Origin of the sequence: Aurantimonas coralicida DSM 14790, from assembly GCF_000421645.1 — a bacterium.
GTDB lineage: Bacteria > Pseudomonadota > Alphaproteobacteria > Rhizobiales > Rhizobiaceae > Aurantimonas > Aurantimonas coralicida.
Map to the genome: position 1 here is coordinate 606,674 of NZ_ATXK01000002.1, position 24,426 is coordinate 631,099.

25 protein-coding genes and 1 pseudogene are annotated in these 24,426 nt (G+C 68.4%); 17 read left to right on the plus strand and 9 right to left on the minus strand.

Going from position 1 to position 24,426, the window contains the following annotated elements:
* The gene (gene cobS / locus H536_RS0107520) at nt 1-987 is read right to left on the minus strand and encodes a cobaltochelatase subunit CobS (RefSeq protein WP_024349880.1); all 987 of its coding nucleotides are present in this window, start codon (nt 985-987) and stop codon (nt 1-3) included.
* Between the two features lie 162 nt (nt 988-1,149).
* On the minus strand, nt 1,150-1,779 hold the full coding sequence (locus H536_RS0107525) for a J domain-containing protein (RefSeq protein WP_009210722.1): 630 nt from the start codon (nt 1,777-1,779) through the stop codon (nt 1,150-1,152).
* Nucleotides 1,780-1,921: 142 nt separating this feature from the next.
* Between H536_RS0107525 and H536_RS0107530 the strand changes: the two genes are divergently transcribed.
* Nucleotides 1,922-2,224: a BolA family protein gene (locus H536_RS0107530; protein WP_024349881.1), complete on the plus strand. Its 303-nt coding sequence runs from the start codon at nt 1,922-1,924 to the stop codon at nt 2,222-2,224.
* Nucleotides 2,225-2,601: 377 nt separating this feature from the next.
* Here H536_RS0107530 and H536_RS0107535 read toward each other — a convergent pair.
* The 3 genes and pseudogenes from H536_RS0107535 to H536_RS0107545 form a co-directional block, all read right to left on the minus strand.
* Nucleotides 2,602-3,858: pseudogene (locus H536_RS0107535) on the minus strand (HlyC/CorC family transporter); the annotation flags it as partial.
* Nucleotides 3,855-5,012, minus strand: coding sequence for a 3-dehydroquinate synthase (gene aroB / locus H536_RS0107540; protein ID WP_024349883.1), 1,158 nt, complete (start codon nt 5,010-5,012; stop codon nt 3,855-3,857). The pseudogene H536_RS0107535 and the gene aroB, both read right to left, overlap by 4 nt.
* Complete coding sequence (locus H536_RS0107545; RefSeq protein ID WP_024349884.1) at nt 5,009-5,590, minus strand: shikimate kinase; 582 nt, start codon at nt 5,588-5,590, stop codon at nt 5,009-5,011. Before H536_RS0107545 ends, aroB begins: the two co-directional genes overlap by 4 nt.
* A gap of 170 nt (nt 5,591-5,760) precedes the next feature.
* On the opposite strand from H536_RS0107545, the gene H536_RS24920 reads away from it, so the two are divergent.
* From H536_RS24920 to H536_RS0107565, 4 genes are all read left to right on the plus strand, one after another.
* Nucleotides 5,761-5,931 (plus strand): hypothetical protein, encoded by a 171-nt coding sequence (locus tag H536_RS24920; protein WP_169513621.1) that lies wholly within the window; start codon nt 5,761-5,763, stop codon nt 5,929-5,931.
* Entirely contained in the window at nt 5,928-6,914 is a 987-nt protein-coding gene (locus H536_RS0107555; RefSeq protein WP_024349885.1) for a site-specific tyrosine recombinase XerD, read from the plus strand. Before H536_RS24920 ends, H536_RS0107555 begins: the two co-directional genes overlap by 4 nt.
* 180 nt (nt 6,915-7,094) lie before the next feature.
* Nucleotides 7,095-8,045, plus strand: coding sequence for an acetyl-CoA carboxylase carboxyltransferase subunit alpha (locus H536_RS0107560; protein WP_024349886.1), 951 nt, complete (start codon nt 7,095-7,097; stop codon nt 8,043-8,045).
* Between the two features lie 346 nt (nt 8,046-8,391).
* Nucleotides 8,392-9,339 (plus strand): L,D-transpeptidase family protein, encoded by a 948-nt coding sequence (locus H536_RS0107565; protein WP_306302715.1) that lies wholly within the window; start codon nt 8,392-8,394, stop codon nt 9,337-9,339.
* A 270-nt stretch (nt 9,340-9,609) separates the two neighbouring features.
* Here the strand turns inward: H536_RS0107565 and secA are convergent, their stop codons facing one another.
* Nucleotides 9,610-12,339 (minus strand): preprotein translocase subunit SecA, encoded by a 2,730-nt coding sequence (gene secA / locus H536_RS0107570; RefSeq protein ID WP_024349888.1) that lies wholly within the window; start codon nt 12,337-12,339, stop codon nt 9,610-9,612.
* A 304-nt stretch (nt 12,340-12,643) separates the two neighbouring features.
* Between secA and H536_RS0107575 the strand changes: the two genes are divergently transcribed.
* From H536_RS0107575 to H536_RS0107605, 7 genes are all read left to right on the plus strand, one after another.
* Nucleotides 12,644-13,528, plus strand: a complete 885-nt coding sequence (locus H536_RS0107575; protein WP_244495381.1) for a peptidylprolyl isomerase — start codon at nt 12,644-12,646, stop codon at nt 13,526-13,528.
* A gap of 16 nt (nt 13,529-13,544) precedes the next feature.
* Nucleotides 13,545-14,792, plus strand: a complete 1,248-nt coding sequence (gene argJ / locus H536_RS0107580; RefSeq protein WP_024349890.1) for a bifunctional glutamate N-acetyltransferase/amino-acid acetyltransferase ArgJ — start codon at nt 13,545-13,547, stop codon at nt 14,790-14,792.
* Nucleotides 14,773-15,561: a GNAT family N-acetyltransferase gene (locus H536_RS0107585; RefSeq protein WP_024349891.1), complete on the plus strand. Its 789-nt coding sequence runs from the start codon at nt 14,773-14,775 to the stop codon at nt 15,559-15,561. The genes argJ and H536_RS0107585 overlap by 20 nt, the downstream gene beginning before the upstream one ends.
* Nucleotides 15,558-15,971, plus strand: coding sequence for a (deoxy)nucleoside triphosphate pyrophosphohydrolase (locus H536_RS0107590; RefSeq protein ID WP_009210710.1), 414 nt, complete (start codon nt 15,558-15,560; stop codon nt 15,969-15,971). Before H536_RS0107585 ends, H536_RS0107590 begins: the two co-directional genes overlap by 4 nt.
* A gap of 136 nt (nt 15,972-16,107) precedes the next feature.
* Complete coding sequence (locus H536_RS0107595) at nt 16,108-16,419, plus strand: hypothetical protein (protein ID WP_024349892.1); 312 nt, start codon at nt 16,108-16,110, stop codon at nt 16,417-16,419.
* Nucleotides 16,420-16,576: 157 nt separating this feature from the next.
* Nucleotides 16,577-17,503, plus strand: a complete 927-nt coding sequence (locus tag H536_RS0107600; RefSeq protein ID WP_024349893.1) for a class I SAM-dependent methyltransferase — start codon at nt 16,577-16,579, stop codon at nt 17,501-17,503.
* Nucleotides 17,500-18,255: a pseudouridine synthase gene (locus H536_RS0107605; RefSeq protein WP_024349894.1), complete on the plus strand. Its 756-nt coding sequence runs from the start codon at nt 17,500-17,502 to the stop codon at nt 18,253-18,255. Before H536_RS0107600 ends, H536_RS0107605 begins: the two co-directional genes overlap by 4 nt.
* 157 nt (nt 18,256-18,412) lie before the next feature.
* Here the strand turns inward: H536_RS0107605 and H536_RS0107610 are convergent, their stop codons facing one another.
* Nucleotides 18,413-18,646, minus strand: coding sequence for a tautomerase family protein (locus tag H536_RS0107610; protein ID WP_024349895.1), 234 nt, complete (start codon nt 18,644-18,646; stop codon nt 18,413-18,415).
* A 164-nt stretch (nt 18,647-18,810) separates the two neighbouring features.
* Between H536_RS0107610 and H536_RS0107615 the strand changes: the two genes are divergently transcribed.
* Complete coding sequence (locus tag H536_RS0107615; protein ID WP_024349896.1) at nt 18,811-20,358, plus strand: winged helix-turn-helix domain-containing protein; 1,548 nt, start codon at nt 18,811-18,813, stop codon at nt 20,356-20,358.
* A gap of 48 nt (nt 20,359-20,406) precedes the next feature.
* Here the strand turns inward: H536_RS0107615 and H536_RS0107620 are convergent, their stop codons facing one another.
* Nucleotides 20,407-21,303 (minus strand): methyltransferase domain-containing protein, encoded by an 897-nt coding sequence (locus tag H536_RS0107620; protein WP_024349897.1) that lies wholly within the window; start codon nt 21,301-21,303, stop codon nt 20,407-20,409.
* Between the two features lie 162 nt (nt 21,304-21,465).
* Here H536_RS0107620 and H536_RS0107625 point away from each other — a divergent pair, with 162 nt between their 5' ends.
* Genes H536_RS0107625 through H536_RS0107640 form a run of 4 tightly spaced genes read left to right on the plus strand, consistent with a single transcriptional unit; the run spans nt 21,466 to nt 23,924 of the window.
* A complete protein-coding gene (locus H536_RS0107625) occupies nt 21,466-22,215 on the plus strand; it encodes a ComF family protein (protein ID WP_024349898.1) in 750 nt (249 codons plus the stop codon).
* A gap of 40 nt (nt 22,216-22,255) precedes the next feature.
* On the plus strand, nt 22,256-22,513 hold the full coding sequence (grxC, locus tag H536_RS0107630) for a glutaredoxin 3 (RefSeq protein ID WP_024349899.1): 258 nt from the start codon (nt 22,256-22,258) through the stop codon (nt 22,511-22,513).
* Between the two features lie 59 nt (nt 22,514-22,572).
* On the plus strand, nt 22,573-23,451 hold the full coding sequence (locus H536_RS0107635) for a carbon-nitrogen hydrolase family protein (protein WP_024349900.1): 879 nt from the start codon (nt 22,573-22,575) through the stop codon (nt 23,449-23,451).
* Entirely contained in the window at nt 23,448-23,924 is a 477-nt protein-coding gene (locus H536_RS0107640; protein WP_024349901.1) for a DUF1178 family protein, read from the plus strand. The genes H536_RS0107635 and H536_RS0107640 overlap by 4 nt, the downstream gene beginning before the upstream one ends.
* A gap of 33 nt (nt 23,925-23,957) precedes the next feature.
* Here the strand turns inward: H536_RS0107640 and H536_RS23155 are convergent, their stop codons facing one another.
* Entirely contained in the window at nt 23,958-24,308 is a 351-nt protein-coding gene (locus H536_RS23155; protein WP_009210701.1) for a hypothetical protein, read from the minus strand.
* Nucleotides 24,309-24,426 lie beyond the last annotated feature (118 nt).

Sequence of the window (24,426 nt, forward strand, 5' to 3'; positions counted from 1 at the left end):
CTAGTCCAGAACGAGGTTGGCGGCGCTCTCCGGCAGTTCCTCGCCAAAGGCGCGCTGGTAGAACTCGGCGACGAGCGGGCGCTCCAGATCGTCGCACTTGTTCAGGAAGGTGAGCCGGAAGGCAAAGCCCAGATCGCCGAAGATCTCGGCATTCTCGGCCCAGGTGATCACCGTGCGCGGGCTCATCACCGTCGAGAGGTCGCCATTGACGAAGGCCGAGCGGGTGAGGTCGGCGACGCGGACCATCTGGGAGACGGTCTCGCGGCCTTCCTTGGTGGCGTAGGTCTTGGCCTTGGACACGACGATCCCGACCTCGTGGTCGTGGGGCAGATAGTTCAACGTCGTGACGATGGACCAGCGGTCCATCTGCGCCTGGTTGATCTGCTGGGTGCCGTGATAGAGGCCGGTCGTGTCGCCGAGGCCGACGGTGTTGGCCGTGGCGAACAGGCGGAAGGCCGGATGCGGGCGGATGACGCGGCTCTGGTCGAGCAGGGTCAGCCGGCCGGAGGATTCCAGCACCCGCTGGATGACGAACATCACGTCGGGGCGACCGGCGTCGTATTCGTCGAACACCAGTGCGACGTTGTTCTGGTAGGCCCAGGGCAGGATGCCGTCCTTGAACTCGGTGACCTGCATGCCGTCGCGCACGACGATGGCATCCTTGCCGACGAGATCGATGCGGCTGACATGGCTGTCGAGATTGACGCGCACGCAGGGCCAGTTGAGGCGGGCCGCGACCTGCTCGATATGGGTCGACTTGCCGGTGCCGTGATAGCCCGAGACCATGACGCGCCGGTTCTTGGCGAAGCCGGCGAGGATCGCCAGCGTCGTCGGCTTGTCGAACAGATAGTCCGGGTCGATCTCTGGGACGTGCGGGTCGGACGCGGAAAAGGCCGGGACCGTCAGGTCGCTGTCGAACCCGAAGGTGTCACGCACCGAGACCGTGGTATCGGGCAGGGGGGCCACGTGATGTTCCGCTGCACTCATACTACCTCCAACGGTCCGGCGGCTCTCCGGCGAGCCTCGGGGACCAAGTCATCACTGTCGGTTTGCGGGCGAGAGGGCGGGGCCCCGACGGGCTCCGCGATCATCGCCGCATGGCGTTTGCGCACGCTGGTTTTCGGGGTGGCCGGCGCGTTCCCCTCGCGCTTAGCAAAAACCTGACTGTTTCAAAAGTTTGTAGGCCTGGATCACTTCGCGCAGCTTGTCCTCGGTGCCGCGGTCGCCGCCATTGGCATCGGGATGCAGCTGCTTGACGAGTTGTTTGTAGCGCGTGCGGATCGCTTCGCCACTCGCCTCGTCGGTGAGGTCCAGCGTCTCGAACGCCTTGTGCTCCAGCGAGCGGACCTTGGGGCGCCGCGGCTGCGGGCGCCCGCCACCCTCCTCCGGGAACAGGTCGAAGGGGTCGCGCATGCGGCTGTTCCAGCGCTTGGCCCGCGCGGCGCTGGCCGCCTTGGCGCCGTTGCCGGCGGCCGTGCCATTATGCCCCATGGTCCATGTCGGCCGGTGGCCGGTCATGGAATCCTTGAGGTGCTGCTGGATGTCCTTGTCGTTCAGACCGGAGAAATAATTGTAGGACTTGTTGTACTGGCGCACGTGATCGACGCAGAAATGCAGGTACTGCCCTTCGTGATCACGGCCCATCGGCGCCTTGTAGGAGCCCGGCTCGTTACAGCCTTCCCACGCGCAGACTTCGGCCCGGCGTGGCTCCGCCTTGCCCTTGGTCTTGCGCTTCCCCTTGACGCGGATCGCATCGAAATATTCGGAGTCGAGTTTCATCGCGTCCAATAATGGTGCCCGGGACCGGTGCGGACAAGAATTGACATCCCGGAAAAAGCCCGAAAATGCAGAGGGTCCGCCTGCTTCGCGCAAGCTTCGCTTGGCGCGGTGCGGCGACCGCTACTACAGGAGAGTGACTGCCATGAACACCAGGGCGACAATCGAGACCAAGCTGGCCGAGGCGTTTGCGCCGGAGCATCTGGAGATCATCGACGAGAGCCATCTGCATGCCGGTCACCACCACGCCGACAGCGACCATCACGCGACATTCGACGGATCGGGCGAGACGCATTTCCGGGTGCGACTCGTGAGCGCGGCCTTTGCCGGCCAAAGCCGGGTGGCGCGCCACCGCGCGATCAACCGGGTGCTGCAGGACGAGCTGGACGCCGGCGTCCATGCCCTCGCCATCGAGGTTTCGGCGCCGGGCGAGGCGCGTCGCCGCTGAGCGCGGGCCGGCAAAGCGGCGAGCGCGGCGCCTGACAGGAGACCCGACGCCCGGTGCGCCCGCCTGATACCGGCAGGCTGTGCCGCTCAGTCGCGGCGCGTCGCCTCGGGATCGGAGACCGTATCGGCGGCGTCGGACGAGGCGGGCATGTCGTCGGTGTTCGTCAGGTCGGCGTCGACCGGGCGCGGTCCGGGCGACCATTCGTCCCGATCCGCCGTTTCGGTGACGACCTCGCCAGTCTCGAAATCCGTCGCGTCCGGCTCGATCGTCTCGATGCCGTAATCGTAATCGTCGATCTCCGGCTCCAGCACGGGCGCGACCTCGCCGCTCGCCAGGGCATGATGGCCACCCTTCTTGGGCGGAACCAGGATGGTGGCCGGCCGGATGCGCAGCTTGGCGATGCGGTTCTTCTCGCGCTTCAGGACAGTGAAGCGCTTGTGGAAGAAGGTGAAGGCCTGCCGCTCTTCCGGAATCGTCTGGGTCTCGTGGATGACCAGCCCGGCGATCGTCACCGCCTCCTCGTCCGGCAGGTTCCAGTCCAGCGCCCGGTTGAGATCGCGGATCGGCACCTGGCCGTCGACGATGACCGAGCCATCCGCCTCGATCTTGACGCCCTGCATGTCGACATCGTGCTCGTCGGCGATGTTGCCGACGATCTCCTCGAGAATGTCCTCCAGGGTGATCAGGCCTTCGACCTCGCCATATTCGTCGACGACGATGGCGAAATGGGTCTTGCGGCGCAGGAAGGCGTTGAGCTGGTCCTGCAGCGTCGTCGTCTCGGGCACGAACCAGGGCTGGGCGCAGATCTTGAGGATGTCGACCTTGGCCGGGTCGTTGTCGACCTCGTGCAGCGCCCGCAGGATGTCCTTGGCATGCACCACGCCGACGATGTTGTCGTAATGGGTCCGCCAGACCGGCATGCGGGTATAGGGGCTTTCCAGGATCTGCCGCACCACCTCGATCGGCCCGTCATCGACATTGACCTGCCGCATGGCGGTGCGGTGGACCATGACGTCGGAGACCTCCAGCTCGTGCAGGTCGAGCAGGCCGCCGAGCCGGTTGCGGTCAGCATTGACCAGCGAACCCTCGCGGTGGAGCACCTCGACGGCGCCGCGCAGTTCCTCGTGGGCGGTCAGGAGCGAGGCGCCGGATTCGAGACTCACCCCGAACAGCGCCAGGATGCGGCGGACGATCCAGTTGACCACCCGGGTCAGCGGCCCGAGCAGCGCCACCACCCAGCTCACCGGCCGCGAGACGGCCAGCGAGAAGCCGTCGGGCCGGGCGATCGCCGCGGATTTCGGCAGCACTTCGCCGAAGATCACCACGATGACGGTCATGCCGATCGTCGCGTAGACGACGCCGGCCTGGCCGAACAGGCCGAGAAAGGCCGTGGTCGCCAGCGACGAGGCGAGGATGTTGACGAGGTTGTTGCCGATGAGAAGGGCGCCGATCAGCCGGTCCTTCTTCTCGATCAGCGTCTGGACGAGCGTGGCGCGGGCGTCGCCATTCTTCTCGTAGCTCATCAGCCGGGCCCGCGAGACCGCGGTCAGCGCCGTCTCCGAGCCCGAGAAGAAGGCGGAGATGGAGACGAGGACCAGGACGATGCCGAGGAGAATCCAGAGGGTCACGCTCATCGGGTCAACTCTTCAGTCAGGAAGGCCTCGACGGCGGCCGGGTCGACGTCGCTGGCGATGAAGGCCTGGCCGATGCCGCGGGTGAGGATGAAGGTGAGGCTGCCGCGCCGGACCTTCTTGTCCTGACCGATGCCGGCCATCAGCGTCGCCACGTCGAGCGGCGCACCGGGAATCTCGGCAATGCGTGTGGGCAGGCCGACGGCGGCGAAATGCGCCGCGCAGCGCTCGGCATCGGCGGGCGGGCAGAGGCCGAGCCTGGCCGAGAAGCGATGCGCCAGGACAGTGCCGATGGCGACGCCCTCGCCATGGACGAGGCGCTTTGCGTCGTAGCCGACCGCCGCTTCCAGCGTGTGGCCGAAGGTGTGGCCGAGATTGAGCAGCGCGCGGCTGCCTTCCTCGCGCTCGTCGGCGGCGACGACGGCGGCCTTGGCGATGCAGCTCTGGCGCACCGATTCGACCCGCTCCGGCCCGCCGGTGAAGATCGCCTCGCGGTTGGCGTCGAGCCAGTCGAAGAAGTCCGGCCGGTCGATCAGCGCCATCTTGGCGATTTCCGCGTAGCCGGCGGCGAACTCGCGCGGGCTCAGCGTGTCGAGGAGGGCGGTGTCGGAGAGGACGAGGGCCGGTTGGTGGAAGGCGCCGATCAGGTTCTTGCCGCGCGGCGAATTGATGCCGGTCTTGCCGCCGACGGAGGAATCCACCTGCGCCAGCAGCGTCGTCGGCATCTGCACGAAGCCCATGCCGCGGCGCACGATGGCGCTGGCGAAGCCGGCGAGGTCGCCGATCACGCCGCCGCCGAGCGCGATGACCACGTCGCCGCGCTCGAGGCGGGCGCCGATGATCTGGTCGACGACGTCGGTGAGCTGCGCGAAGGACTTGGTCGTCTCGCCGGGCGGCACGACGATCTGCACGTGGTCGATGCCGGCGGCCCTGAGCGCAATGGACAGCCGCTCGTAATGCAGGCCGGCGACCGTCGCGTCAGTGAGGACGGCGGCGCGCACGCCGGGCAGGCGCCGGGCGATCTCCTCGCCGGCGACGTCGATCAGGCCGGGGCCGATGACGATGTCATAGCCGCGGTCGCCGAGCTCGACACTAACATGGCTGCGGGGCGCGGCCGGCGCGTCGGTGGTGGCAGGGGCGGCGGGAACACTGCTCATCGGTCGGTCTCCGTGGCGAGGTGGCGGTCCAGCGCCTCGATGATTTCCTGGGCGATCACGTCCCGCTTCACGTTGCGCGTCGGGATGGTGATGTCGGCTTCGGCATAGATGGGATAGCGGGTCTCGATCAGGCCGCGCATCACGGCGCGCGGATCGTCTTGCTTGAGCAGCGGGCGGTTGGCCCGGCGCCGGACGCGATCCATCAGCGTGTCGAGATCGGCCTTCAGCCAGACGGTGATCGCCGACTGCTGGAGAAGGCTGCGGGTCTCCTCGTGCATGTAGGCGCCGCCGCCGGTGGCCACGACCTGCGGGCCCTCGCCGATGAGGCGGCCGACGACGCGGGCCTCCAGCGCCCGGAACTCGGGCTCGCCATAGGCCTCGAACAGCTCAGGGATCGACATGCGCGAGACCAGCTCGATCTCGTGGTCGGTGTCGTGGAAGGGCAGGTCGAGAAGCGCCGCGACCCGGCGTCCGACCGTGGTCTTGCCGGCGCCCATCAGGCCGACGAGGGTGACGGAACGCGTGCCCAGGCGGTCCTGGATGGTGTCGGTTCCGCCCGATGGCAATTCGCTTCTCATTGCGCCTTTCGCAGCCGTCCCACCCTTGCCGTATGCAAACATGAGGAAATCTTAAAGTTCGCCGTTTACCCCGTCAGGGGCTGCCCGTCTCGCTTGCGTTGCGTCCCGTTCGCGTTAGAAGCGGGCGATTGCAAGGGACGCCCACACCAAGGTGAGTTCGCCAGACCGCGATGCCGACACTCGTCCGCCTCCTGACGACGCTCCTGATCCTTGCGGCCATCATCTACGGCATCATGGCGGCGCTCGTCTACTTCGTCGATCCGACCCGCCGGGAAACCACCGTCGAGATTCCGATGCCGTCCACCGAGCCCGCCGGCACGGGCGGCGGCCTGCGGCCATGAGCCCGGCGCCGGCCCCCGGCGCGCCCGCCGCCACGGGGCTTTCGGCCCGCGAGGGCGCCGACATCGAGACCTTCCTGGAGATGATGGCGGTCGAGCGCGGCGCGGCCGACAACACCGTTGCCGCCTATCGCCGCGACCTCGAGGACGCCAGCGGCTTCATGGCCGGGCAGGGCGGCTCGCTGATGACCGCCACCACCGAGGACATCCGCGCCTATGTCGGCCGGCTCGCCGCCCGCGGCTTTGCCGAGACCAGCCGCTCGCGCCGGCTGTCGGCGCTGCGCCAGTATTACCGCTTTCTCTATGTGGAGGGCCGGCGCGGCGACGATCCGACCGGTCCGATCGAGGGCGCCCGCCGCAAGCGGCCGCTGCCCAAGGTGATGAGCGAGGACGAGGTCGACCGGCTGCTCGACCGGGCCGCCGCCGAGGCGGTCGATCCCGAACAGTCGCCCGCCCGGCTGGTGCGGGCCGCGCGCATGCATGCGCTGGTCGAACTGCTCTACGCCACCGGCATGCGCGTCTCCGAACTGGTCAGCCTGCCGCGGGCCGTGCTGCGCGGCCGCCAGCGCATGATCGTCGTGCGCGGCAAGGGCGACAAGGAGCGCATGGTGCCGATCGGCGAGGCGGCGCGCGATGCGCTGACCCGCTTCGCCGAGGCTATGAAGCTCGCCGGCGTCGGCGAGGAGGGGCGCTGGCTGTTCCCGGCCCTGTCGGAGACCGGCCATCTGACCCGCCAGGCCTTCGCCCGCGACCTGAAGGCGCTGGCCGCCCGCGTCGGCATTCCGGCCGAACGGATCTCGCCGCATGTGCTGCGCCACGCCTTCGCCAGCCATCTCCTGCAGAACGGCGCCGATCTGCGGGCGGTGCAGGAGCTGCTCGGCCATGCCGACATCTCGACCACCCAGATCTACACCCATGTCCTGGAAGAGCGGCTGATCCGGCTGGTCACCGACCATCATCCCCTGTCGGACGAGAGCCGGCATTGATGCGCCGCACGGTTTTCTTGACAAGGGTGCGGCGCATGGCCAGTTTCCGCCGCAACACAGACGTTGCGCCGCGGGCGGGGCGCATGCGGGCCAGACCCACGTGCGCCGCGCGCCCTGCGGTCAGTCGGCCGTCGCGTCCGGTCGCCAAAATCTCGAAGGACGGCTCGACGCCGCGCACCCATGCATAATTATCTCGATTTCGAAAAACCCGTCGCCGATCTCGAAGGCCAGATCCTGGAACTCAAGAAGATCGAGGGCAAGGACGCCGTCGACGTCACCGACGAGATCCAGCGGCTGGAGAAGCGCTCCCGCGAGGCGCTGGCCGATCTGTATCGCAAGCTGACGCCGTGGCAGAAGACCCAGGTCGCCCGCCATCCCGACCGGCCGCACTGCCTCGACTACATCGCTGCCCTGATCACCGACTTCGTGCCGCTGGCCGGAGACCGCTTCTACGCGGAAGACCACGCCATCATCAGCGGCTTCGGCCGCTTCGACGGCCAGTCCGTCGCGGTCATCGGCCAGGAGAAGGGCTCCGACACCCAGACCCGCCTGAAGCACAATTTCGGCATGGCCCGGCCCGAGGGCTACCGCAAGGCGGTGCGGGTGATGGAACTTGCCGAGCGCTTCCAGATCCCGGTGCTGACCTTCGTCGACACCGCCGGCGCCTATCCGGGCATCGGCGCCGAGGAGCGCGGCCAGGCCGAGGCGATCGCCCGCTCCACCGAGGCCTGCCTCAATCTGCGCGTGCCGATGGTCTCGCTGGTCATCGGCGAGGGCGGTTCGGGCGGCGCCATCGCCATCGCCACCGCCAACAAGGTGCTGATGCTCGAGCACGCCATCTATTCGGTGATCTCGCCGGAGGCCGGCGCCTCGATCCTGTGGCGGGACGCGACCCGCGCCCGCGACGTGGCGCAGGCGATGAAGATCACGGCGCAGGATCTCGCCGGCTTCGGCATCATCGACGGCATCGTCGAGGAGCCGCTGGGCGGCATCCACCGGGCACCCGCCGAGGGCATCGCGGCCGCCGCCGAGCGCGTGCGCGCCGCCTTCGCCGAACTGGCCGAGCTCGACGGCGACGGCCTCCGCCGCCAGCGCCGCGAAAAGTTCCTCGCCATCGGGCGGAATCTCTAAAGCCTGTTGCCTGGCGGCAACGCCCTCCCGTTCCCTTGGGCTTCAAGCTCTGCAAGGATGCTCCCGGACGACGTAAGGTGAGGGGCGAAATCAACGCAGCCTGTCGTCGTCCGGCCTGTCGTCGGCAATCGATCTAATTTTGAACATTAACGATTGCTTAACGACGGTTGCGGCAGAACGGGGAAAGGCATGCGACGGGATATCCGACTGGGATATGGCCGCCGCGATGGTCCGGGCGCTTCGCAGGCGCCGGTCCGAGTGGGGACGGCCGATGTGCCGTCAATGCGATGGGGATGAGGGGATGTTGTTTCGACGCCTCGTGACGGCCGCCGCGCTTGCGACAGCCATGTTCGCAGTTTCCGCCTGCCAGTACGAAGATCTGCTGCCCGCCGAAGCGCCGCTGCCGGCCGCTCTCGTGCAGGCGATCAAGTCCAACGGGATGGGCGTCAAGTCGCCGATCCTCGTCCGCCTCTACAAGGAAGAGTCGGACCTCGAGGTCTGGAAGCAGAAGACCGACGGCACCTACGCGCTCCTGAAGACCTACGAGATCTGCGCCTGGTCCGGGAAGCTCGGCCCGAAGAAGAAGGAAGGCGACCGTCAGGCGCCAGAGGGCTTCTACACGGTGACGCCGGCGCAGCTGAACCCGAATTCCAATTTCCATCTCGCCCTCAACATGGGCTATCCGAACACCTATGACCGGGCCAATGGCCGGACCGGCTCGCATCTGATGATCCACGGCTCGTGCAACTCGTCCGGCTGCTATGCCATGGACGACGAGCAGGTGCAGGAAATCTATTCGCTCGCCCGCCATTCCTTCGAGGGCGGCCAGCGCGCCTTCCAGATCCAGGCCTATCCCTTCCGCATGACGCCGAAGAATATGGCGCGGCACCGCAATTCCGAGCATTACGACTTCTGGAAGATGCTGAAGAAGGGCTCGGACTATTTCGAGATGACCCGCCAGCAGCCCAATGTCGGCGTCTGCGACCGCCGCTACGTCTTCGACCAGAGCGCCGAGACGGTCGCCGGCCTGTCGGCCACGGGCGCTTGCCCGGACTTCTCCCTGCCGGCGCAGGTCGTCGCCAAGGTGGAAGCCGACCATGCAGAGGAGGAGAAGATCGCCTCGAGCTTCTCGCCGAGCGACTTCGCCGAGACCTCGACCTTCAGCTACCGCACCGGCCAGCCGATCACGCCCGAGGCCTATGCCCAGGAGCAGCATCGCCGCGAGGGCTATGACCGCGAAGGCAACCGCGTCGGCGGCGGTGGCGGCTCGATCTTCTCGAGCTTCCTGAAATAGCGCAGCCGGACGGCGGCGGGGCGATCAGGCCCTGCCGAACCATCCGGTTTAGGAAAAGCCCGCGGCATCCGTCGCGGGCTTTTTCGTGTTCGGGCAGGAGCCGCAGGGCCATTCGGAGGCGCGGCCACGGTCGGTGAGAGCGGGCTGCCTGGTGGGGTCTGTACCGCGACCCTCACGGCGACGCGCGCCCCAGCGCAAGACACACAAGGCACGAAAAAGGCCGCCGGACCTTTCGGATCCGGCGGCCTCGATGTGTCGCTGCGGTCTGCCTCAGACGAAGGCGCCGTGGCAGTGCTTGAACTTCTTGCCGGACCCGCAGGGGCAGGGCTCGTTGCGGCCGACCTGGCCCCAGCTGTCCGGGTTCTCCGGATCGCGGCGCAGGCCGTCGGCGGCGGCCGGGGTGAAGTTGGCGGTCAGCCGCGCGGCGCCATCGCCCATCTCGTCCACGCCGGTCGTGGCGTCGACATGATGCGCCTCCATCGGCGGGACCTGCGGCGCCGGCTGGCGCTGCTCCGGCTGGACGATCTCGACCCGGGTGAGCTGCGAAGTGGTGCGCTCGCGCAGATTGCCCAGCATCGCCTCGAACAGCTCGAAGGATTCCGACTTGTACTCGTTCAGCGGATCGCGCTGGGCGTAGCCGCGGAAGCCGACGACCGAACGCAGATGGTCGAGATTGACCAGATGCTCGCGCCACAGGGCGTCCAGCGTCTGCAGGACGATGTTGCGCTGGACATAGGTCATCACCTGCGGGCCGAAGCGCTCGGCCTTCTCGGCGGCGGCGCGGTCGGCATGCTCGCGGATGCGCTCGCGGATGTCGTCCTCGGCGATGCCTTCCTCGTTCGCCCATTCCGTGATCGGCAGGTCGAGATTGAGGTATTCCAGCGTCTCCGCCTTCAAAGCCTCGGTCTCCCACTGCTCGGGATAGGCCTTTTCCGGAATGTGACGCGAGACGATGCCCTCGATCGTGGCGTGGCGCATGTCCGCCACGGCCTCGTCGAGTTCCTCGGAATCCATCAGCTCGATGCGCTGCTCGAAGATGACGCGACGCTGATCGTTCATCACGTCGTCGTATTTCAACAGGTTCTTGCGGATGTCGAAATTGCGCGCCTCGACCTTCTTCTGGGCCTTTTCCAGCGCCTTGTTGATCCACGGATGGACAATGGCCTCGTCCTCCTTGAGACCCAGCTTGGTCAGCATCGAATCCATGCGGTCGGACCCGAAGATGCGCATCAGGTCGTCCTGCAGGGACAAATAGAACTTGGAGCGGCCCGGATCGCCCTGGCGGCCGGAGCGGCCGCGCAGCTGGTTGTCGATGCGCCGGCTTTCGTGGCGCTCGGTGGCCAGCACGTAGAGGCCGCCGGCCTCGATGGCGATTTCCTTCAGCCGCTTGATGTCGGCCTTGATGGCCTCTTCCCTGGCGGTGCGCTCCGGTCCCTCGGCCATGTCGGCGAGTTCGCGGTCGATGCGCATCTCGGCATTGCCGCCGAGCTGGATGTCGGTGCCGCGGCCGGCCATGTTGGTGGCGATCGTCACCGCGCCCGGCACGCCGGCCTGGCTGACGATATAGGCCTCCTGCTCGTGGTAGCGGGCGTTGAGGACCTGGAAGTCCTTGAGCCCATCCTTGCGCAGGCGCTCGGCCAGAAGCTCGGACTTCTCGATCGAGGTCGTGCCGACGAGGATCGGCTGGCCGCGCTTGGCGCAGTCCTGGATCTCGCGGCTGATCGCCCGGAACTTCTCCTCGACCGTGCGGTAGACCTCGTCGTCCTCGTCGATGCGCTGGATCGGCAGGTTGGTCGGGATCTCGATGACGTCCAGGCCGTAGATGTCGCCGAACTCGGCCGCTTCCGTCTGGGCCGTGCCGGTCATGCCGGCCAGCTTGTCGTACATGCGGAAATAGTTCTGGAAGGTGATCGAGGCCAGCGTCTGGTTCTCGGGCTGGACGGTCACGCCTTCCTTGGCTTCCAGCGCCTGGTGCAGGCCTTCCGAGAAGCGGCGGCCCGGCATCATGCGGCCGGTGAACTCGTCGATGATGACCACTTCGTCGTTGCGCACGATGTAGTCCTTGTCGCGCTGGAACAGCGCGTGGGCCTTCAATGCGTTGTTGACGTGGTGGACGATGGCGACGTTCTCGATGTCGTAGAGCGAATCGCCGACGAGATGGCCGGCGGCCTCCAGAAGCCGCTCCAGCTTCTCGGTGCCGTCCTCGGTGAAGGTCACCGTGCGCTGCTTCTCGTCGATGTCGTAGTCGCTCTTGTCGAGCTGCGGGATGAACCCGTCGATCGTCATGTAGAGCTCGGACCGGTCGTCGAGCGGACCGGAGATGATCAGCGGCGTGCGCGCCTCGTCGATGAGGATCGAATCGACCTCGTCGACGATGGCGTAGCGATGGCCGCGCTGGACCATCTGGCTGCGCTCGTACTTCATGTTGTCGCGCAGATAGTCGAAGCCGAGCTCGTTGTTCGTCGCGTAGGTGACGTCGCAGGCATAGGCCGCGCGGCGCTCCTCGTCGGACATGCCGTGGACGATGATGCCGACGGTCAGGCCGAGGAAGCGGTAGAGACGCCCCATCCATTCCGCGTCGCGGCGGGCGAGGTAGTCGTTGACGGTGACGACGTGGACGCCCTTGCCCTCGAGCGCGTTCAGATAGACGGCGAGGGTGGCGACGAGGGTCTTGCCTTCGCCGGTCTTCATCTCGGCGATGGCGCCCGAATTGAGCACCATGCCGCCGATCATCTGGACGTCGAAATGGCGCATGCCGAGGGCACGCTTGGCGCCCTCGCGCACCACGGCGAAGGCCTCGATCAACAGATCGTCGACGGTCTTGCCGGCGGCGATCTCGCTGCGGAACGTCTCGGTCCGCGCCCGCAGCTCGTCGTCGGTGAGGGCGGCGATGTCGGCTTCGCGTGCCGCGACCGCCTTGACCCGGGCGTCGTAGCGTCGAACGACCCGGTCGTTCGCCGAACCCAACAACTTACGGGCGAGCCCGCCAATACTGACCATAACCGGTCCTTCCAAAAGATATCGCACCGTCGATGCCGTGGCCGGCTTGCAGGCCGATGCCACCGATCCTACCAACTTGCAGAATTTCGGGAGGCTTCAAACTTTGCGGAAGTCGGCTGGACTTTCGGTTGGCGCGAGAGATAAGAGGGGGCCAAACCGATGTCAACGGCGCGCCCGGGAGGCGACCGCGCCGTCGAGGCGGGACGAACAGAAGCGGCTGCATCTCTTGCCGCAGGCACCTTCGGCCCTCTCTCCCGTTCCCTCGGACTGCCCATCCAACGCTATCGCAAGGACGTTCTTTGCCATGAACACCGCTTTTCGTTCGACCCTTCTGGCCGGCGCGCTGGTCTTCGCCGCATTCGGCACCGCTGCCCATGCCGCCGACGAGGACGTCGTCGCCCGGGTCGGATCGGAAGAGATCACCGAGCGCGACCTGAAGGCGGCCGCGGCCGAGGTCGGCGAGCAGTTCGCCCGCCTGCCGGCCGACCAGCGCAAGCTCGCCGTCCTGTCGGCGCTGATCGACATCAAGGTGCTGGCTCGCCAGGCCGAGGCCGAGACGCTGCAGGACGATCCCGAGGTCGCCGCGCAGATCGACTTCCTGCGCGAGCGCACGCTGCACAACGCCTATTTCGCCCGCAACGGCGTCGCCAACATCACCGAGGAGGAGCTGAAGGCGCGCTTCGACAAGGAAGTCGCGGCGATGCCGGCGACCGAAGAGGTCCATGCCCGCCACATCCTCCTGAAGACCGAGGAAGAGGCCAAGGCGGTGATCGGCAAGCTCGACGGCGGCGCCGACTTCGTCGAGCTCGCCAAGGAAAGCTCCACCGGTCCGTCGGGCCCCGAGGGCGGTGACCTGGGCTTCTTCAGCGCCGGCCAGATGGTGCCGGAATTCGAGAAGGTGGCCTTCACCATGGAGCCGGGCACCTACACCAAGGAGCCGGTCCAGACCCAGTTCGGCTGGCACGTGATCAAGGTCGAGGAGAAGCGCGAGGCGCCGAAGCCCGAATTCGACGCGGTGAAGGACCAGGTCCGCCAGGTCGTGCTGCGCGAGAAATATATGGGCCTCGTCCAGAAGGCCCGCGACGAGCTGCCGGTCGAATATGTCGACCCGGCGATGAAGAGCCAGGTCGAGGCGCTGGAGAAGTCGATGGATCCCGCGGCCGCTCCGGCCGCGCCCGCCGAGCAGTAAGCGGTCGGCGATCCCCATGGCCCAGTCCACCCCGGTCTCGCCTCTCGCCCCCACGGAACTGGCTGCGCTGCCGCCGATCGACGGCATGCGCATCGCCACGGCCGCGGCGGGGATCAAGTACAAGGGGCGCACCGACGTCCTGATGATGGTGTTCGACGCGCCGGCCGCGGTCGCGGGCGTCTTCACCACCTCGCGCTGCCCGTCGGCCCCGGTCGACCATTGCCGGGCAAGCCTTTCCGGCGGCACGGCGCGGGCCGTCGTGGTCAATTCCGGCAATGCCAACGCCTTCACCGGCCGCCGCGGCCGGCAGGCGACGGAGGCGACAGCCGAGGCCGCCGCCGACGCCGTGGGTGCGACGCCGCGCGAGGTGTTCCTGGCCTCGACCGGGGTGATCGGCGAGCCGCTCGACGCCCACAAGTTCACCGGCCTGCTGGCAGGTCTTGCGGAAACGGCGGGCGCCGATGGCTGGCGCTCTGCGGCCGACGCGATCATGACCACCGACACCTATCCCAAGCTCGCCACTCGCCAGGTGGCGATCGACGGGGTGACGGTGACGATCAACGGCATCGCCAAGGGCGCCGGCATGATCGCCCCCGACATGGCGACGATGCTGTCCTTCGTGGCGACCGACGCGGCGATCGCCGCGCCGGCCTTGCAGGCGATGCTCACGGAAGCCGTCGCGCCGAGCTTCAATTCGGTGACGGTGGACAGCGACACCTCGACCTCCGACACGCTGCTGCTGTTCGCCACCGGCGCGGCCGCGGCGCGCGGCGGCGCTACGATCGAGACCGCCGACGATCCGCGGCTCGACGGTTTCCGCGTGGCGCTGAGCGAGCTGCTTCTCGATCTCGCCCGGCAGGTGGCACGGGACGGCGAGGGCGCCCGCAAGGAGATCCAGGTCACCGTCGAGGGCGCGACCAGCGACGCGGCGGCCAAGCGCATCGCCCTGTCGATCGCCAATTCGCCGCTGGTCAAGACCGCCGTCGCCGGCGAGGACGCCAATTGGGGCCGCGTGGTCATGGCCGTCGGCAAGGCCGGCGAGGAAGCCGACCGCGACCGGCTGGCGATCCATTTCGGCGACATCCGCGTCGCGGTCGACGGCGAGCGCGACCCGGACTATTCCGAAGACGCCGCGGCGGCCGTCATGCGCCACGCCGAAATCCCGATCCGGGTCGATCTCGGCCTCGGGCAGGGGCGCTGGACCGTCTATACCTGCGATCTCACCAAGGAATATGTCGCGATCAATGGCGATTACCGAAGCTGAGAAGATGCGGCAGCTGGCCGTGGTGCGACGCCTGGAGGCGGCGGGCTTTCGCGCCTGGCCCGCCTCCTCGACCGGGTTCGACGGCACCTGGGCGGTGCGCGTCACCGCCTCGTTCCCGGCCAAGCGGCTGAACTCCGTCAATCCGCTCGACCCGTCCGACAATTCCGACATTCCTTCGCGCCTGCAGCGGGCGGCCAAGACCTTTGCCGAGCATGGCCGCTCGATCATGGTCCGCCAGTCGCCGCTGGCCCCGCCCGACCTCGTCGCCCATCTCGACGAGAAGGGCTGGTCGCGCTTCGACGAATCCCTGGTGATGACCGCCGATCTCGACAGTCTCGACCTCGCCGGGCAGGTGGATCGCATCCCGATCCGCGACATGAGCCGCTATGTCGAGGCGAGCCTGGCGGTACATGAGCGCGCGGCCGCACTGCGCTCGGGCCTGACCGGGGTGCTGGAATCGATCCGCCCGCCGACAGGGCTGTTCATCCGCGAGAACAAGGACGGCTCGCCGGTCGCCGTGGCGCTGGCGATCCACGACAACGATCTGGCCGGCCTGCTCGACGTCGCCGTGCACCGCACGGAGCGCCAGCGCGGCGTCGGCCGCGACCTCGTCAAGACGGCGCTGCGCTATACCGCCCACAAGGGCGCCAAGACCGCCTGGGTACAGGTCGAGGCCGACAATGCGGCCGGGCTGTCGCTCTATCGTTCGCTCGGCTTCAACGAGGCCTATCGCTACGTCTACCGCGCCCCGCCGGGCGGCGGCGCGTGAGCGGGCCGGGGCAGCGCCTGCTGCTGGTCGTCGCCTGTGCGCTGGTCGATTCCGACGGCCGCATCCTCATCGCCGAACGGCCCGCCGGCAAGGCGCTGGCTGGCCTGTGGGAGTTTCCCGGCGGCAAGCTCGAGCCGGGCGAGACGCCCGAGGCGACGCTGATCCGCGAACTGCGCGAGGAACTGGGCATCGAGACGAAGGCGGCGTGCCTGGCGCCGCTGACCTTTGCCAGCCATTCCTATGACGACTTCCACCTCCTGATGCCGCTCTATGTCTGCCGGCGCTACGAGGGCATCGCCATGCCGCGTGAGGGCCAGCGGCTGAAATGGGTCCGGCCGGCACAATTGCGCGACTATCCGATGCCGCCGGCCGACGAGCCGTTGATCCCGCATCTGATCGAACTGCTCTGAGCCGTCCCGCCGGGGCTTCGGCGGGGAGGTGGCGCGGCCCAAGACCGGGTGCACTGTGGCGCGCATCGCCGGCTTAAGGGCTCCTTCACCATCCACTGGCATGATCGGACCCTCACTTCCGCCTTGCGAGGGGACCATGCGCACGATCGACAGGCACGAAGATCGGATCGAGGAGCCGGCGTCGGACATCCCGGCGGCAGGCACCGGTCTGTTCCGTGCGACACTGCTGTTCGGCGCTCTGGCGGTGTTCCTGTCGCTGCTGGTGCCGCCGATCGCCGAGCGCAGCGCCAGCTATGTGGCCGGCGACAATCGTCCCGATCTCGACATGATGGCGACGGGCTCCGTCGCCAAGTCCAGCGAATACACGCTCCGCCGCAGCGTCCTGCAGCCGGCCGATGCCGCGCCTTGCGTGATCTACGCCGACGGCCGCCGCCTCGGCAGCTGCTGAGGGCATTCGGCGCGCAGGCGAGAGGCACGCCGCAGGGACGGTTGGACACCTTCGCCATGCTTTCGATGCGATCCGGCCGATCCAGGCCCGTACCGCCAGCGCGGTTCTGTCGCCAAACCGCTTTTTGCCGGGGCGGCAAAGCTGCTATGGCACGGCGGTGACGAAACTTGATCCTTCCCCCTCGCCGCGCAGCGCCGTCTATGGCGCGCCGCTTTCCAGTCTCGTGGACGTGCCGGCCGGCGCCGTGCAGCTGTCGCCGCTGCGGCCCGGCGCCGAGGCGCTGGAGGCCCAGCCCGATGCGGCCTTCGCCGAACTGGTGATCGCCGCGCCCCCCGGCTCGATCGAGCGGCGCTTCGTGCTGGCCCATGCCCTGCGCACGTTGGCGCCCGGCGGCGCGATGACGGTGCTGGCGGCCAAGGACAAGGGCGGCCAGCGACTGCGCGGCGAGCTGGAAGCCTTCGGATGCGAAATCGCCGAGCATTACAAGTCGCGCCAGCGCGTCTGTTCGCTGGTGCGGCCGGAGACGCTGCACGGCCTGGAAGACGCCATCGCGGCGGGCGCGCCCGTCACGGTCGAGGAGATCGGGCTGCGCTCCCAGCCGGGGATCTTCTCGTGGAACCGGGTCGATCCGGGAACCTCGCTGCTGCTGCGCCATCTGCCGAAGCTCGCCGGCCGCGGCGCCGATCTGGGCGCCGGTCTGGGCGTCCTGTCGCAGGCCGTCCTGGCGTCCCCGGCGGTCGAGGAACTGACGCTGGTCGAGATCGACCGCCGCGCCGTCGAGGCGTCGAAGGTCAACGTCACCGATCCGCGGGCACGCTTCGTCTGGGCCGACGCCCGCGAAACGGCGCTGGGCGATCTCCACTTCATCGTCTCGAACCCGCCCTTCCACAGCGAGGGGATCGAGGATCGCGGGCTCGGCCAGGCCTTCATCACGGCCGCGGGGCGGATGCTGCGCCGCTCCGGCACGCTGTATCTCGTGGCCAACCGGCACATGCCCTATGAAGAGGTGCTGCGAACCAGCTTCAGGAGCGTGAAGCCGCTGGCCGACGAGGCCGGCTACAAGATCTTCGAGGCGCGCAAGTGAGCAAGACGCCGACATCGCGGCTCGACCGGCTGCTGGCCAATATGGGCTACGCCTCGCGGCGCGAGATCCAGATGCTGGCGAAGAACGGTCGCATCCGGCTCGACGGCGCCGCCTACCACGACGCCGACAAACGGATCGCGCTGACGCCCGATCTGGAGGCGCGGCTGGTGGTCGATGGCGAGGCGCTCGATCCCTTGCCCGGCTTCGCGCTGATGCTGCACAAGCCGCTCGGCGTGACCTGCTCGCACAAGGAGGCGGGACCACTGGTCTACGATCTCCTGCCGCAGCGCTGGCGCCGGCGCGACCCCGCCATCTCGACGGTCGGCCGGCTCGACAAGGAGACCTCCGGCCTCCTGCTGATGACCGACGACGGCAAGCTCCTGCATCGCATCATCTCGCCGAAGCGCCATGTCGCCAAGCGCTATCGCGTGCATCTGGCCCGGCCGATGACCGGCGACGAGGCCGCGCTATTCGCCGCGGGCACGCTGATGCTGGAGGGCGAGGAGAAGCCGCTGGCGCCGGCGGAGCTGGAGGTCGTGGGACCGCAGGAGGCGGTACTCAAGGTGCACGAGGGCCGCTACCACCAGGTGCGCCGGATGTTCGCGGCGACGGGCAACCATGTCGAGGCGCTGCACCGCGAATCCGTCGGCGGCCTGAGCCTGCCGGCCGACCTCGCGCCCGGCGCGATCCGCCGGCTGGACGACGCCGATCTCACCGCGATCTTCGACGGCGGAGCCCGGAGCGGCGGCTGATCGCTGCGCGGGGGCAGGGCGGATCGGCGCCGCGCCCACCCCCAGGGGAGCAGGCAGGCCCGCGCCGGTATGATCGCATTCCGCGCTCCGACCCTGGCATGCGAGGACAGCACCGCCGGAAGCGGTGCCGTCCTGTCATGTCCGGCGTCGTCCTGCGTCAGGCGTGTTCGAGCGCGCTCGCGGACTGCATCGCCAGGATGTCGTTGGTCGTGATCGCCTTGCCGCCGATGCCCCATTCGCCGCTGGCCAGCTCCTGGATCCGGACCCAGGTGACGCCGCGCATCGCTTCGCCCTCGATCCTGACCATGGCATCGGTGACCGTTTCGATCATCTCCTTCTTCTGCTCCGGCGTGAAGACGCCCTTGATGAGTTGAATATCGACAAGCGGCATATCCGTTCTCCATTGCTTGAGGTCGGCTGCAGTCGGACCGGGCCGACCCATACGGCTTAGCGCGCGCCGCGAGCCGATGCTGGAAGGCGGCGTGGAGAGCGCCCGGAGATTTCGTGGAGATGTGCTAGGCTCCCGCCGGGTTACGCTGCCCGCAAGGCAGGTCGATGCGATACGTCTTCGAACCGTTCGAACTCGAGCCCATGAAGGGCGAATTGCGACGCGACGGCCAGCCCGTCGCGGTGGAGCCGCAGGTCTTTGCCCTGCTCCTGCTTCTCGTCGAGAATTCCGAGCGCATGGTCTCCAAGGAGGAGATCGTCGAGAAGATCTGGGACGGACGGGCCGTGTCCGACGCCGCGGTGTCCAGCCGGATCAAGTCGGCCCGGCGGGCGCTGGGCGACGACGGACGCCAGCAGCGCCTGATCCGCACGCTGCACGGGCGCGGCATCCGCTTCGTCGGCGAGGTGGCGATCGTCGTCGCGCCGCCGGCTGCCGCCGACCCGGTGGACAGCGCGACACGCGGCCTGCCCGCGGGCCGGCCGTCGATCGCCGTGCTGCCGTTCCGCGCGATCGGCACGCCGGGGGCCTATGGAGCCATCGGCGAGGCGGTGGCGCATGATCTGATCGCCTCGCTCTCAAGGCTGCGCTGGCTCGACGTCATCGCCCGCGGCTCGTCCTTCCGGTTCCGCACGCCCAAGGTCGATGTCGACGAGATCGGCCGCCTCCTGAATGTCGGCTATTGCCTCTCGGGGATCGTCGAGATCTTCGGCTCTTCGATCACGATCATCGTCGAACTGGTCGACACGCGCAGCGGCAGCATCCTGTGGGGCGATCACATCGATGCGAAGATCGACGACGTGCATGCCGTGCGGGCGAGGGTGGTGGCGGAGGTGGTCGCCGCCCTGGAGGTCCGGATCCCGCTGAACGAGGCCAGCCTGGCGACCCTTTCGGGCCCGGAGAACCTCGACGCCTGGGCGGCCTACCATCTCGGGCTGAAGCATCTCTATCGCTTCAATCGACAGGACAATGCGGCCGCAACGAACCTGTTCGCCCTGGCGATCGAGAAGGAGCCGCGCTTTGCACGGGGATATGCGGGCCTGTCCTCCGCCAATTTCCAGGGGGCGTTCCTGCGTTATGGCGACCGCAAGCACGACCGGGCCGAGGCGCGGCGATGTGCCGAGCGCAGCGTCGAGCTGGACCCGGTCGATCCCTTCGCGAATTTCGCCCTGGGCCGGTCGTTCTGGCTGGCGGGCGACATCGACGCCAGCCTGCCCTGGCTCGACCGGTCGACCGAGCTCAGCCCCAATTACGCGCAGGGTTTCTATGCGCGGGCATGGGCCGATACGATCACCGAACGCAATCTCGACGGCAGCGACAATGTCGATCGCGCGCTGGCGCTGAGCCCGCTGGACCCGTTCCGCTATGCCATGCTCGGGACCTGGGCGCTGATCTGCCTCAGCCGCAGCCAGACCGCCGAGGCGGCGGTCTGGGGCGATCGGGCGGCGCGGGCGCCCGGGGCCCATGTGCTGATTGCCCTGATCGCGCTGGTGGCGCGCGAGTTGAACGGCGACAGCCGGGAAGCGGCCGCCTGGGCGCGGGATGTCCGCAACCGGCGCAGCGGCCTCTCGCGTGCGCATTTCTTCGCCGCCTTTCCCTACAAGGAGGGATCGTTGAAGCGCGGCATCGCCCACGCGCTTCGGCAACACGGCTTCTAGAAGGACGCCATCCTCGAAGAGTGTCCGCGCCCGCGACGCCGTCGCCGCCTACAGCTTGTCGGAGCGATCCTTCAGGGCGTCGGCAAGGCTTGCCCTGGCGCTGCCGGGCTTGAGGGGCTTCTGCTGGCTTTCATGCGGGCGCCAGCCGGAAAGGTAGATGATGTCGAAGGTCGCGCGGATGCGCCCGTCCGGATCGGAGAAGCGTTCGGCGTAGATTTCGGCGGCGCGCAGGAACAGCCGGCGCGAGGCGGGGCGGCGGGAGCGCTCGACCAGCATGTTGGCCATGCCCATGGCGCGCAGATCGGCCATCAGTTCGAACAGGGAATCGTAGCGCACCGTCAGCCGGTCCTGGTCGGTCACCGGCAGGGCGAAGCCGGCCCGCTGCAGGAGACCGCCGGCATCGCGCACGTCGGCGAAGGGCGCGACGCGCGGCGACACGCCGCCGAGGAGTTCGGCCTCCGCCGCAAACAGCGAGGCGCGCAATTCGTTGAGCGTGCCGCCGCCCAGAAGCGCGCAGAGGAAGAGCCCGTCGGGCTTCAGCGCGCGCCGCAGCTGCACGAGGGCGCCGGGCGTGTCGTTGGTCAAGTGCAGCGACAGGGTCGAGACGATCAGGTCGACGCTCTCGGCGGCCAGCGGCAGCATCTCCTCGTCGCCGACGACGGCCATGGGGCTGTCGCCGAGAAGGGCGGGCAGGCGTTCGATGCGCAGGACGCGGCCGGCCTGGCCGCCCTGTTCCAGAAAGCGCGCCATCTCGCCGGTATGGCCGCCGAGATCGACGGCGGTCTCGAACTTGCGGTCGACCAGCGACAGCCGGTCGGCGAGTTCGGCGGCGATGGCCTTCAGAAGGAAGCGCGGGCTGTCGGAGGTCGCGGCCGCGTGCCAGCGCCGGCGGCGGCGGTCGAGGAGCGCCCGGTCGAAGACGATGTGGTCGGGAGCGTCGGGCATGGGGTTCTCGGCTTCGGTCAATCTGGTCGGGCGCGGCGACAGGCGCTTGTAGCTTGTCGCAGGTGGAGTATCGTCAAGCACAGGGAGGCGCGACCGGCTTCGCGTATCGAGGAGGAAGCCGATCCGCCCTGCGGGCACTGCGCACCAGGGACGGGCGGAACGATGAGCTTATTCAGGCGCGGTTCGGCGGCGATCACCGGCTCCCTCGGCCGGCTGCTCTTTCCGCCTGTCTGTCCCGGCTGCCAGGCGGCGGTCACCGGTTCCGGCACGGTGTGCTGCGCCTGCTGGCCGAAGCTGCGTTTCATCGAACGTCCCTATTGCGAGGTTCTCGGGCTACCCTTCGCCTATGATCTGGGCAAGGGGTTCCTCTCGGCCGAGGCCATCGCCGAGCCGCCGCCCTTTGCCCGGCTGCGTGCCGCGGTGCTCTACGAGGATCTGGCGGCGCGCCTCGTCAGCTCGCTGAAATATGCCGACCGCACCGATCTGGTGCCGCTGATGGCCGGCTGGATGAGCCGCGCCGGGGCCGAGCTGATCGCCGATGCGGAGGTCGTCGTGCCAGTGCCGCTACATCCCGGCCGCCTGTGGCGGCGGCGGTTCAACCAGTCGGCGGAGATCGCCCGGCTGGTGGCGCGCGGCGCCAAGCTGTCCTTCTCGCCGCTGTCGCTGAAGCGGGTGAAGGCGACGCGCAGCCAGGTCGGGCTCGGTCCCGCCCAGCGCCGCGCCAATGTCCGCGGCGCCTTCCAGGTGGTGGAGACCCGCCGCGACGAGCTGGACGGACGCCGGGTGCTGCTGGTCGACGACGTCTATACGACCGGCGCCACCGTCGCGAGCGCCACCCGGGCGCTGAAGCGGGCCGGGGCCCGCGACGTCGACGTGCTCACCTTCGCAAGGGTTGCGACCGGCACCGAGTGAAGCCATATGCTGGTCCTCAACCAGCTGGGAATGACACTCCATGCCGAATGTGACGATCTACACCCGACAGCTCTGCGGTTTCTGTTCGCGCGCCAAGCAGCTTCTCGACCAGAAGAACGTAGCCTACGAGGAGAAGGACGCCTCGTCCTCGCCGCAGCTGCGCCAGGAAATGCGCGAGCGCGGCAACGGCGCCGCCACCTTCCCGCAGATCTTCATCGGCGACACCCATGTCGGCGGCTGCGACGAGCTCTACGCCCTGGAGCGCGCCGGCAAGCTGGACCCGTTGCTGGCCGCCTGACGGGGCGCCAGCCTCGGGATGGCCAGCCTTGGGAAGGCAAGCCTCGTGAAGGACATGCCATGACGACGTTTCGCGCCGCGGTTCTGCAGATGCGCTCCGGCCGCGAGCCGGCCGACAACGCCGCGGCGCTGGACGCGCTGGTGGCCGAGGCGGTCGCGGGCGGTGCGCATTACGTCCAGTCGCCGGAGATGACCGGCATGCTGCAGCGCGACCGCGCGGCGCTGATGGACCGGCTGCGGACGGAAGACGACGATCTCCTCGTGGCCACGGCCAGCGGCCTTGCGCGGCGCTACGGCATCCATCTGCATCTCGGCTCGATCGCCGTGGCGCTCGAGGATGGGCGCGTCGCCAACCGGGCGCTGCTCTTTGCGCCGGACGGCCGGCGTGTTGCGCGCTACGACAAGATCCACATGTTCGACGTCGATCTCGACAATGGCGAGAGCTGGCGGGAATCGCGCACCTATCGCCCCGGCGGCGCCGCGGTGCTGGCCGATCTCGCCTTTGCCGACGGGACAGCGCGGCTCGGCTTCGCCATCTGCTACGACATGCGCTTTCCGCATCTCTTCCGTGAGGAGGCGCTGGCCGGCGCCGAGATCCTGACCGCGCCCGCGGCCTTCACCCGCCAGACCGGCGAGGCCCACTGGCATGTGCTGCTGCGCGCCCGCGCCATCGAGAACGGCGCCTTCGTCATCGCCGCCGCGCAGGGCGGCCGCCACGAGGACGGACGCGAGACCTATGGCCATTCGCTGATCGTCGATCCCTGGGGCGCGGTGGTCGCGGAGGTCGAGGGCAACGAGCCGGGTGTCGCCTTCGCCGATATCGACACGGCGGCCGTTGCTGCCGCGCGCGGCAAGGTTCCGAACCTGAAGAATGCCCGCAGCTTCACCGTCGGCGATGCCGAGGTCGCGGTGACCGGTGCCCGCGAGGCGGCCGAGTGATCAGTTTCGCGCTGCGCTGTCAGCCCGCCTCTCATGCCTTCGACGGCTGGTTCCGCTCCGGCGAGGATTTCGAGCGCCAGGCGGCGGGCGGGCTGGTGTCCTGCCCGGTCTGCGGGTCGACGGATGTGTCCAAGGCGCTGATGAAGCCGGCGGTCGCCAAATCCGGGCGGCAAAGCGCGGCAGGCGATCGGGCGCAGGCGGTGGCCGAGGGACCGGCGGCGCCGGCCGAGGCCCGCTATGCCGGCGGCGATGCGGCGGCGGTCTATGCCAAGCTGCAGGCGATCGCGCGGGAGCTGCGCGCCAAGTCGGATTATGTCGGGCCGAAATTCGCCGAGGAAGCGCGCCGCATCCATTACGGCGAGAGCGAGAAGCGCCAGATCTACGGCGAGGCGTCGCCGCAGGAGGTCAAGAGCCTCGGTGAGGAAGGGATCGCGGCGCTGCCGCTGCCGCCGCTGCCCGAAGACAAGAACTGACCGAAGCCGGGAACTGAAGACCGCCTGTCGGCCTCAGCCGCGTGCGGTCCGCGCCAGGGTCACGCCCTTGTGCCGCCGCGGGCCGCCCTCGCCATCCTCGAACAGGCCCTGTTCGGTGGCCTGGCTGTAGAGAAGGTCGCCCTTGGCACCGGCAATGGTCCGCAAATCCGCCAGTTCGCACAGCGCGGTGATCTGGAAGGCGAGGCCGCGCAGATGCACGCGATTGTAGCAGAAGAAGGCGAGGCGGGCGCGGGTCGGCCCCGGGATCTCGCGGATCAGCGCCTGCTTCGTCGCGTCGTCGGAGCGCAGCAGGAGGGCCAGGATCTCCAGATGGACAGGACAGTTGGCCTCATTGGGAATGCTGTCTGATCTCGGCGATACCATGACGTCCTCTTGGGTCTCTACACGTGCTGGTTCTCAGCTCCATGATGCATGCCTCGGTGCGCTCACGACGCCCGCAGGACGAGCATCGCATTCGAGCCTTGTCTCCAGCTTGAACACG

Bases quoted from the DNA above. Each gene is read 5' to 3' on its own strand.
- H536_RS0107620 (WP_024349897.1), bottom strand. From the start codon at position 21,303: ATGCCCGACGCTCCCGACCACATCGTCTTCGACCGGGCGCTCCTCGAC.
- H536_RS0107615 (WP_024349896.1), top strand. From the start codon at position 18,811: ATGCGATACGTCTTCGAACCGTTCGAACTCGAGCCCATGAAGGGCGAA.
- H536_RS0107545 (WP_024349884.1), bottom strand. From the start codon at position 5,590: ATGAGAAGCGAATTGCCATCGGGCGGAACCGACACCATCCAGGACCGC.
- H536_RS0107635 (WP_024349900.1), top strand. From the start codon at position 22,573: ATGACGACGTTTCGCGCCGCGGTTCTGCAGATGCGCTCCGGCCGCGAG.
- argJ (WP_024349890.1), top strand. From the start codon at position 13,545: ATGGCCCAGTCCACCCCGGTCTCGCCTCTCGCCCCCACGGAACTGGCT.
- H536_RS0107585 (WP_024349891.1), top strand. From the start codon at position 14,773: ATGGCGATTACCGAAGCTGAGAAGATGCGGCAGCTGGCCGTGGTGCGA.
- H536_RS23155 (WP_009210701.1), bottom strand. From the start codon at position 24,308: ATGGTATCGCCGAGATCAGACAGCATTCCCAATGAGGCCAACTGTCCT.
- H536_RS0107525 (WP_009210722.1), bottom strand. From the start codon at position 1,779: ATGAAACTCGACTCCGAATATTTCGATGCGATCCGCGTCAAGGGGAAG.
- secA (WP_024349888.1), bottom strand. From the start codon at position 12,339: ATGGTCAGTATTGGCGGGCTCGCCCGTAAGTTGTTGGGTTCGGCGAAC.
- H536_RS0107595 (WP_024349892.1), top strand. From the start codon at position 16,108: ATGCGCACGATCGACAGGCACGAAGATCGGATCGAGGAGCCGGCGTCG.
- H536_RS0107560 (WP_024349886.1), top strand. From the start codon at position 7,095: ATGCATAATTATCTCGATTTCGAAAAACCCGTCGCCGATCTCGAAGGC.
- aroB (WP_024349883.1), bottom strand. From the start codon at position 5,012: ATGAGCAGTGTTCCCGCCGCCCCTGCCACCACCGACGCGCCGGCCGCG.
- H536_RS0107530 (WP_024349881.1), top strand. From the start codon at position 1,922: ATGAACACCAGGGCGACAATCGAGACCAAGCTGGCCGAGGCGTTTGCG.
- H536_RS0107555 (WP_024349885.1), top strand. From the start codon at position 5,928: ATGAGCCCGGCGCCGGCCCCCGGCGCGCCCGCCGCCACGGGGCTTTCG.
- cobS (WP_024349880.1), bottom strand. From the start codon at position 987: ATGAGTGCAGCGGAACATCACGTGGCCCCCCTGCCCGATACCACGGTC.
- H536_RS0107625 (WP_024349898.1), top strand. From the start codon at position 21,466: ATGAGCTTATTCAGGCGCGGTTCGGCGGCGATCACCGGCTCCCTCGGC.
- H536_RS0107610 (WP_024349895.1), bottom strand. From the start codon at position 18,646: ATGCCGCTTGTCGATATTCAACTCATCAAGGGCGTCTTCACGCCGGAG.
- grxC (WP_024349899.1), top strand. From the start codon at position 22,256: ATGCCGAATGTGACGATCTACACCCGACAGCTCTGCGGTTTCTGTTCG.
- H536_RS0107575 (WP_244495381.1), top strand. From the start codon at position 12,644: ATGAACACCGCTTTTCGTTCGACCCTTCTGGCCGGCGCGCTGGTCTTC.
- H536_RS0107565 (WP_306302715.1), top strand. From the start codon at position 8,392: ATGTTCGCAGTTTCCGCCTGCCAGTACGAAGATCTGCTGCCCGCCGAA.
- H536_RS24920 (WP_169513621.1), top strand. From the start codon at position 5,761: ATGCCGACACTCGTCCGCCTCCTGACGACGCTCCTGATCCTTGCGGCC.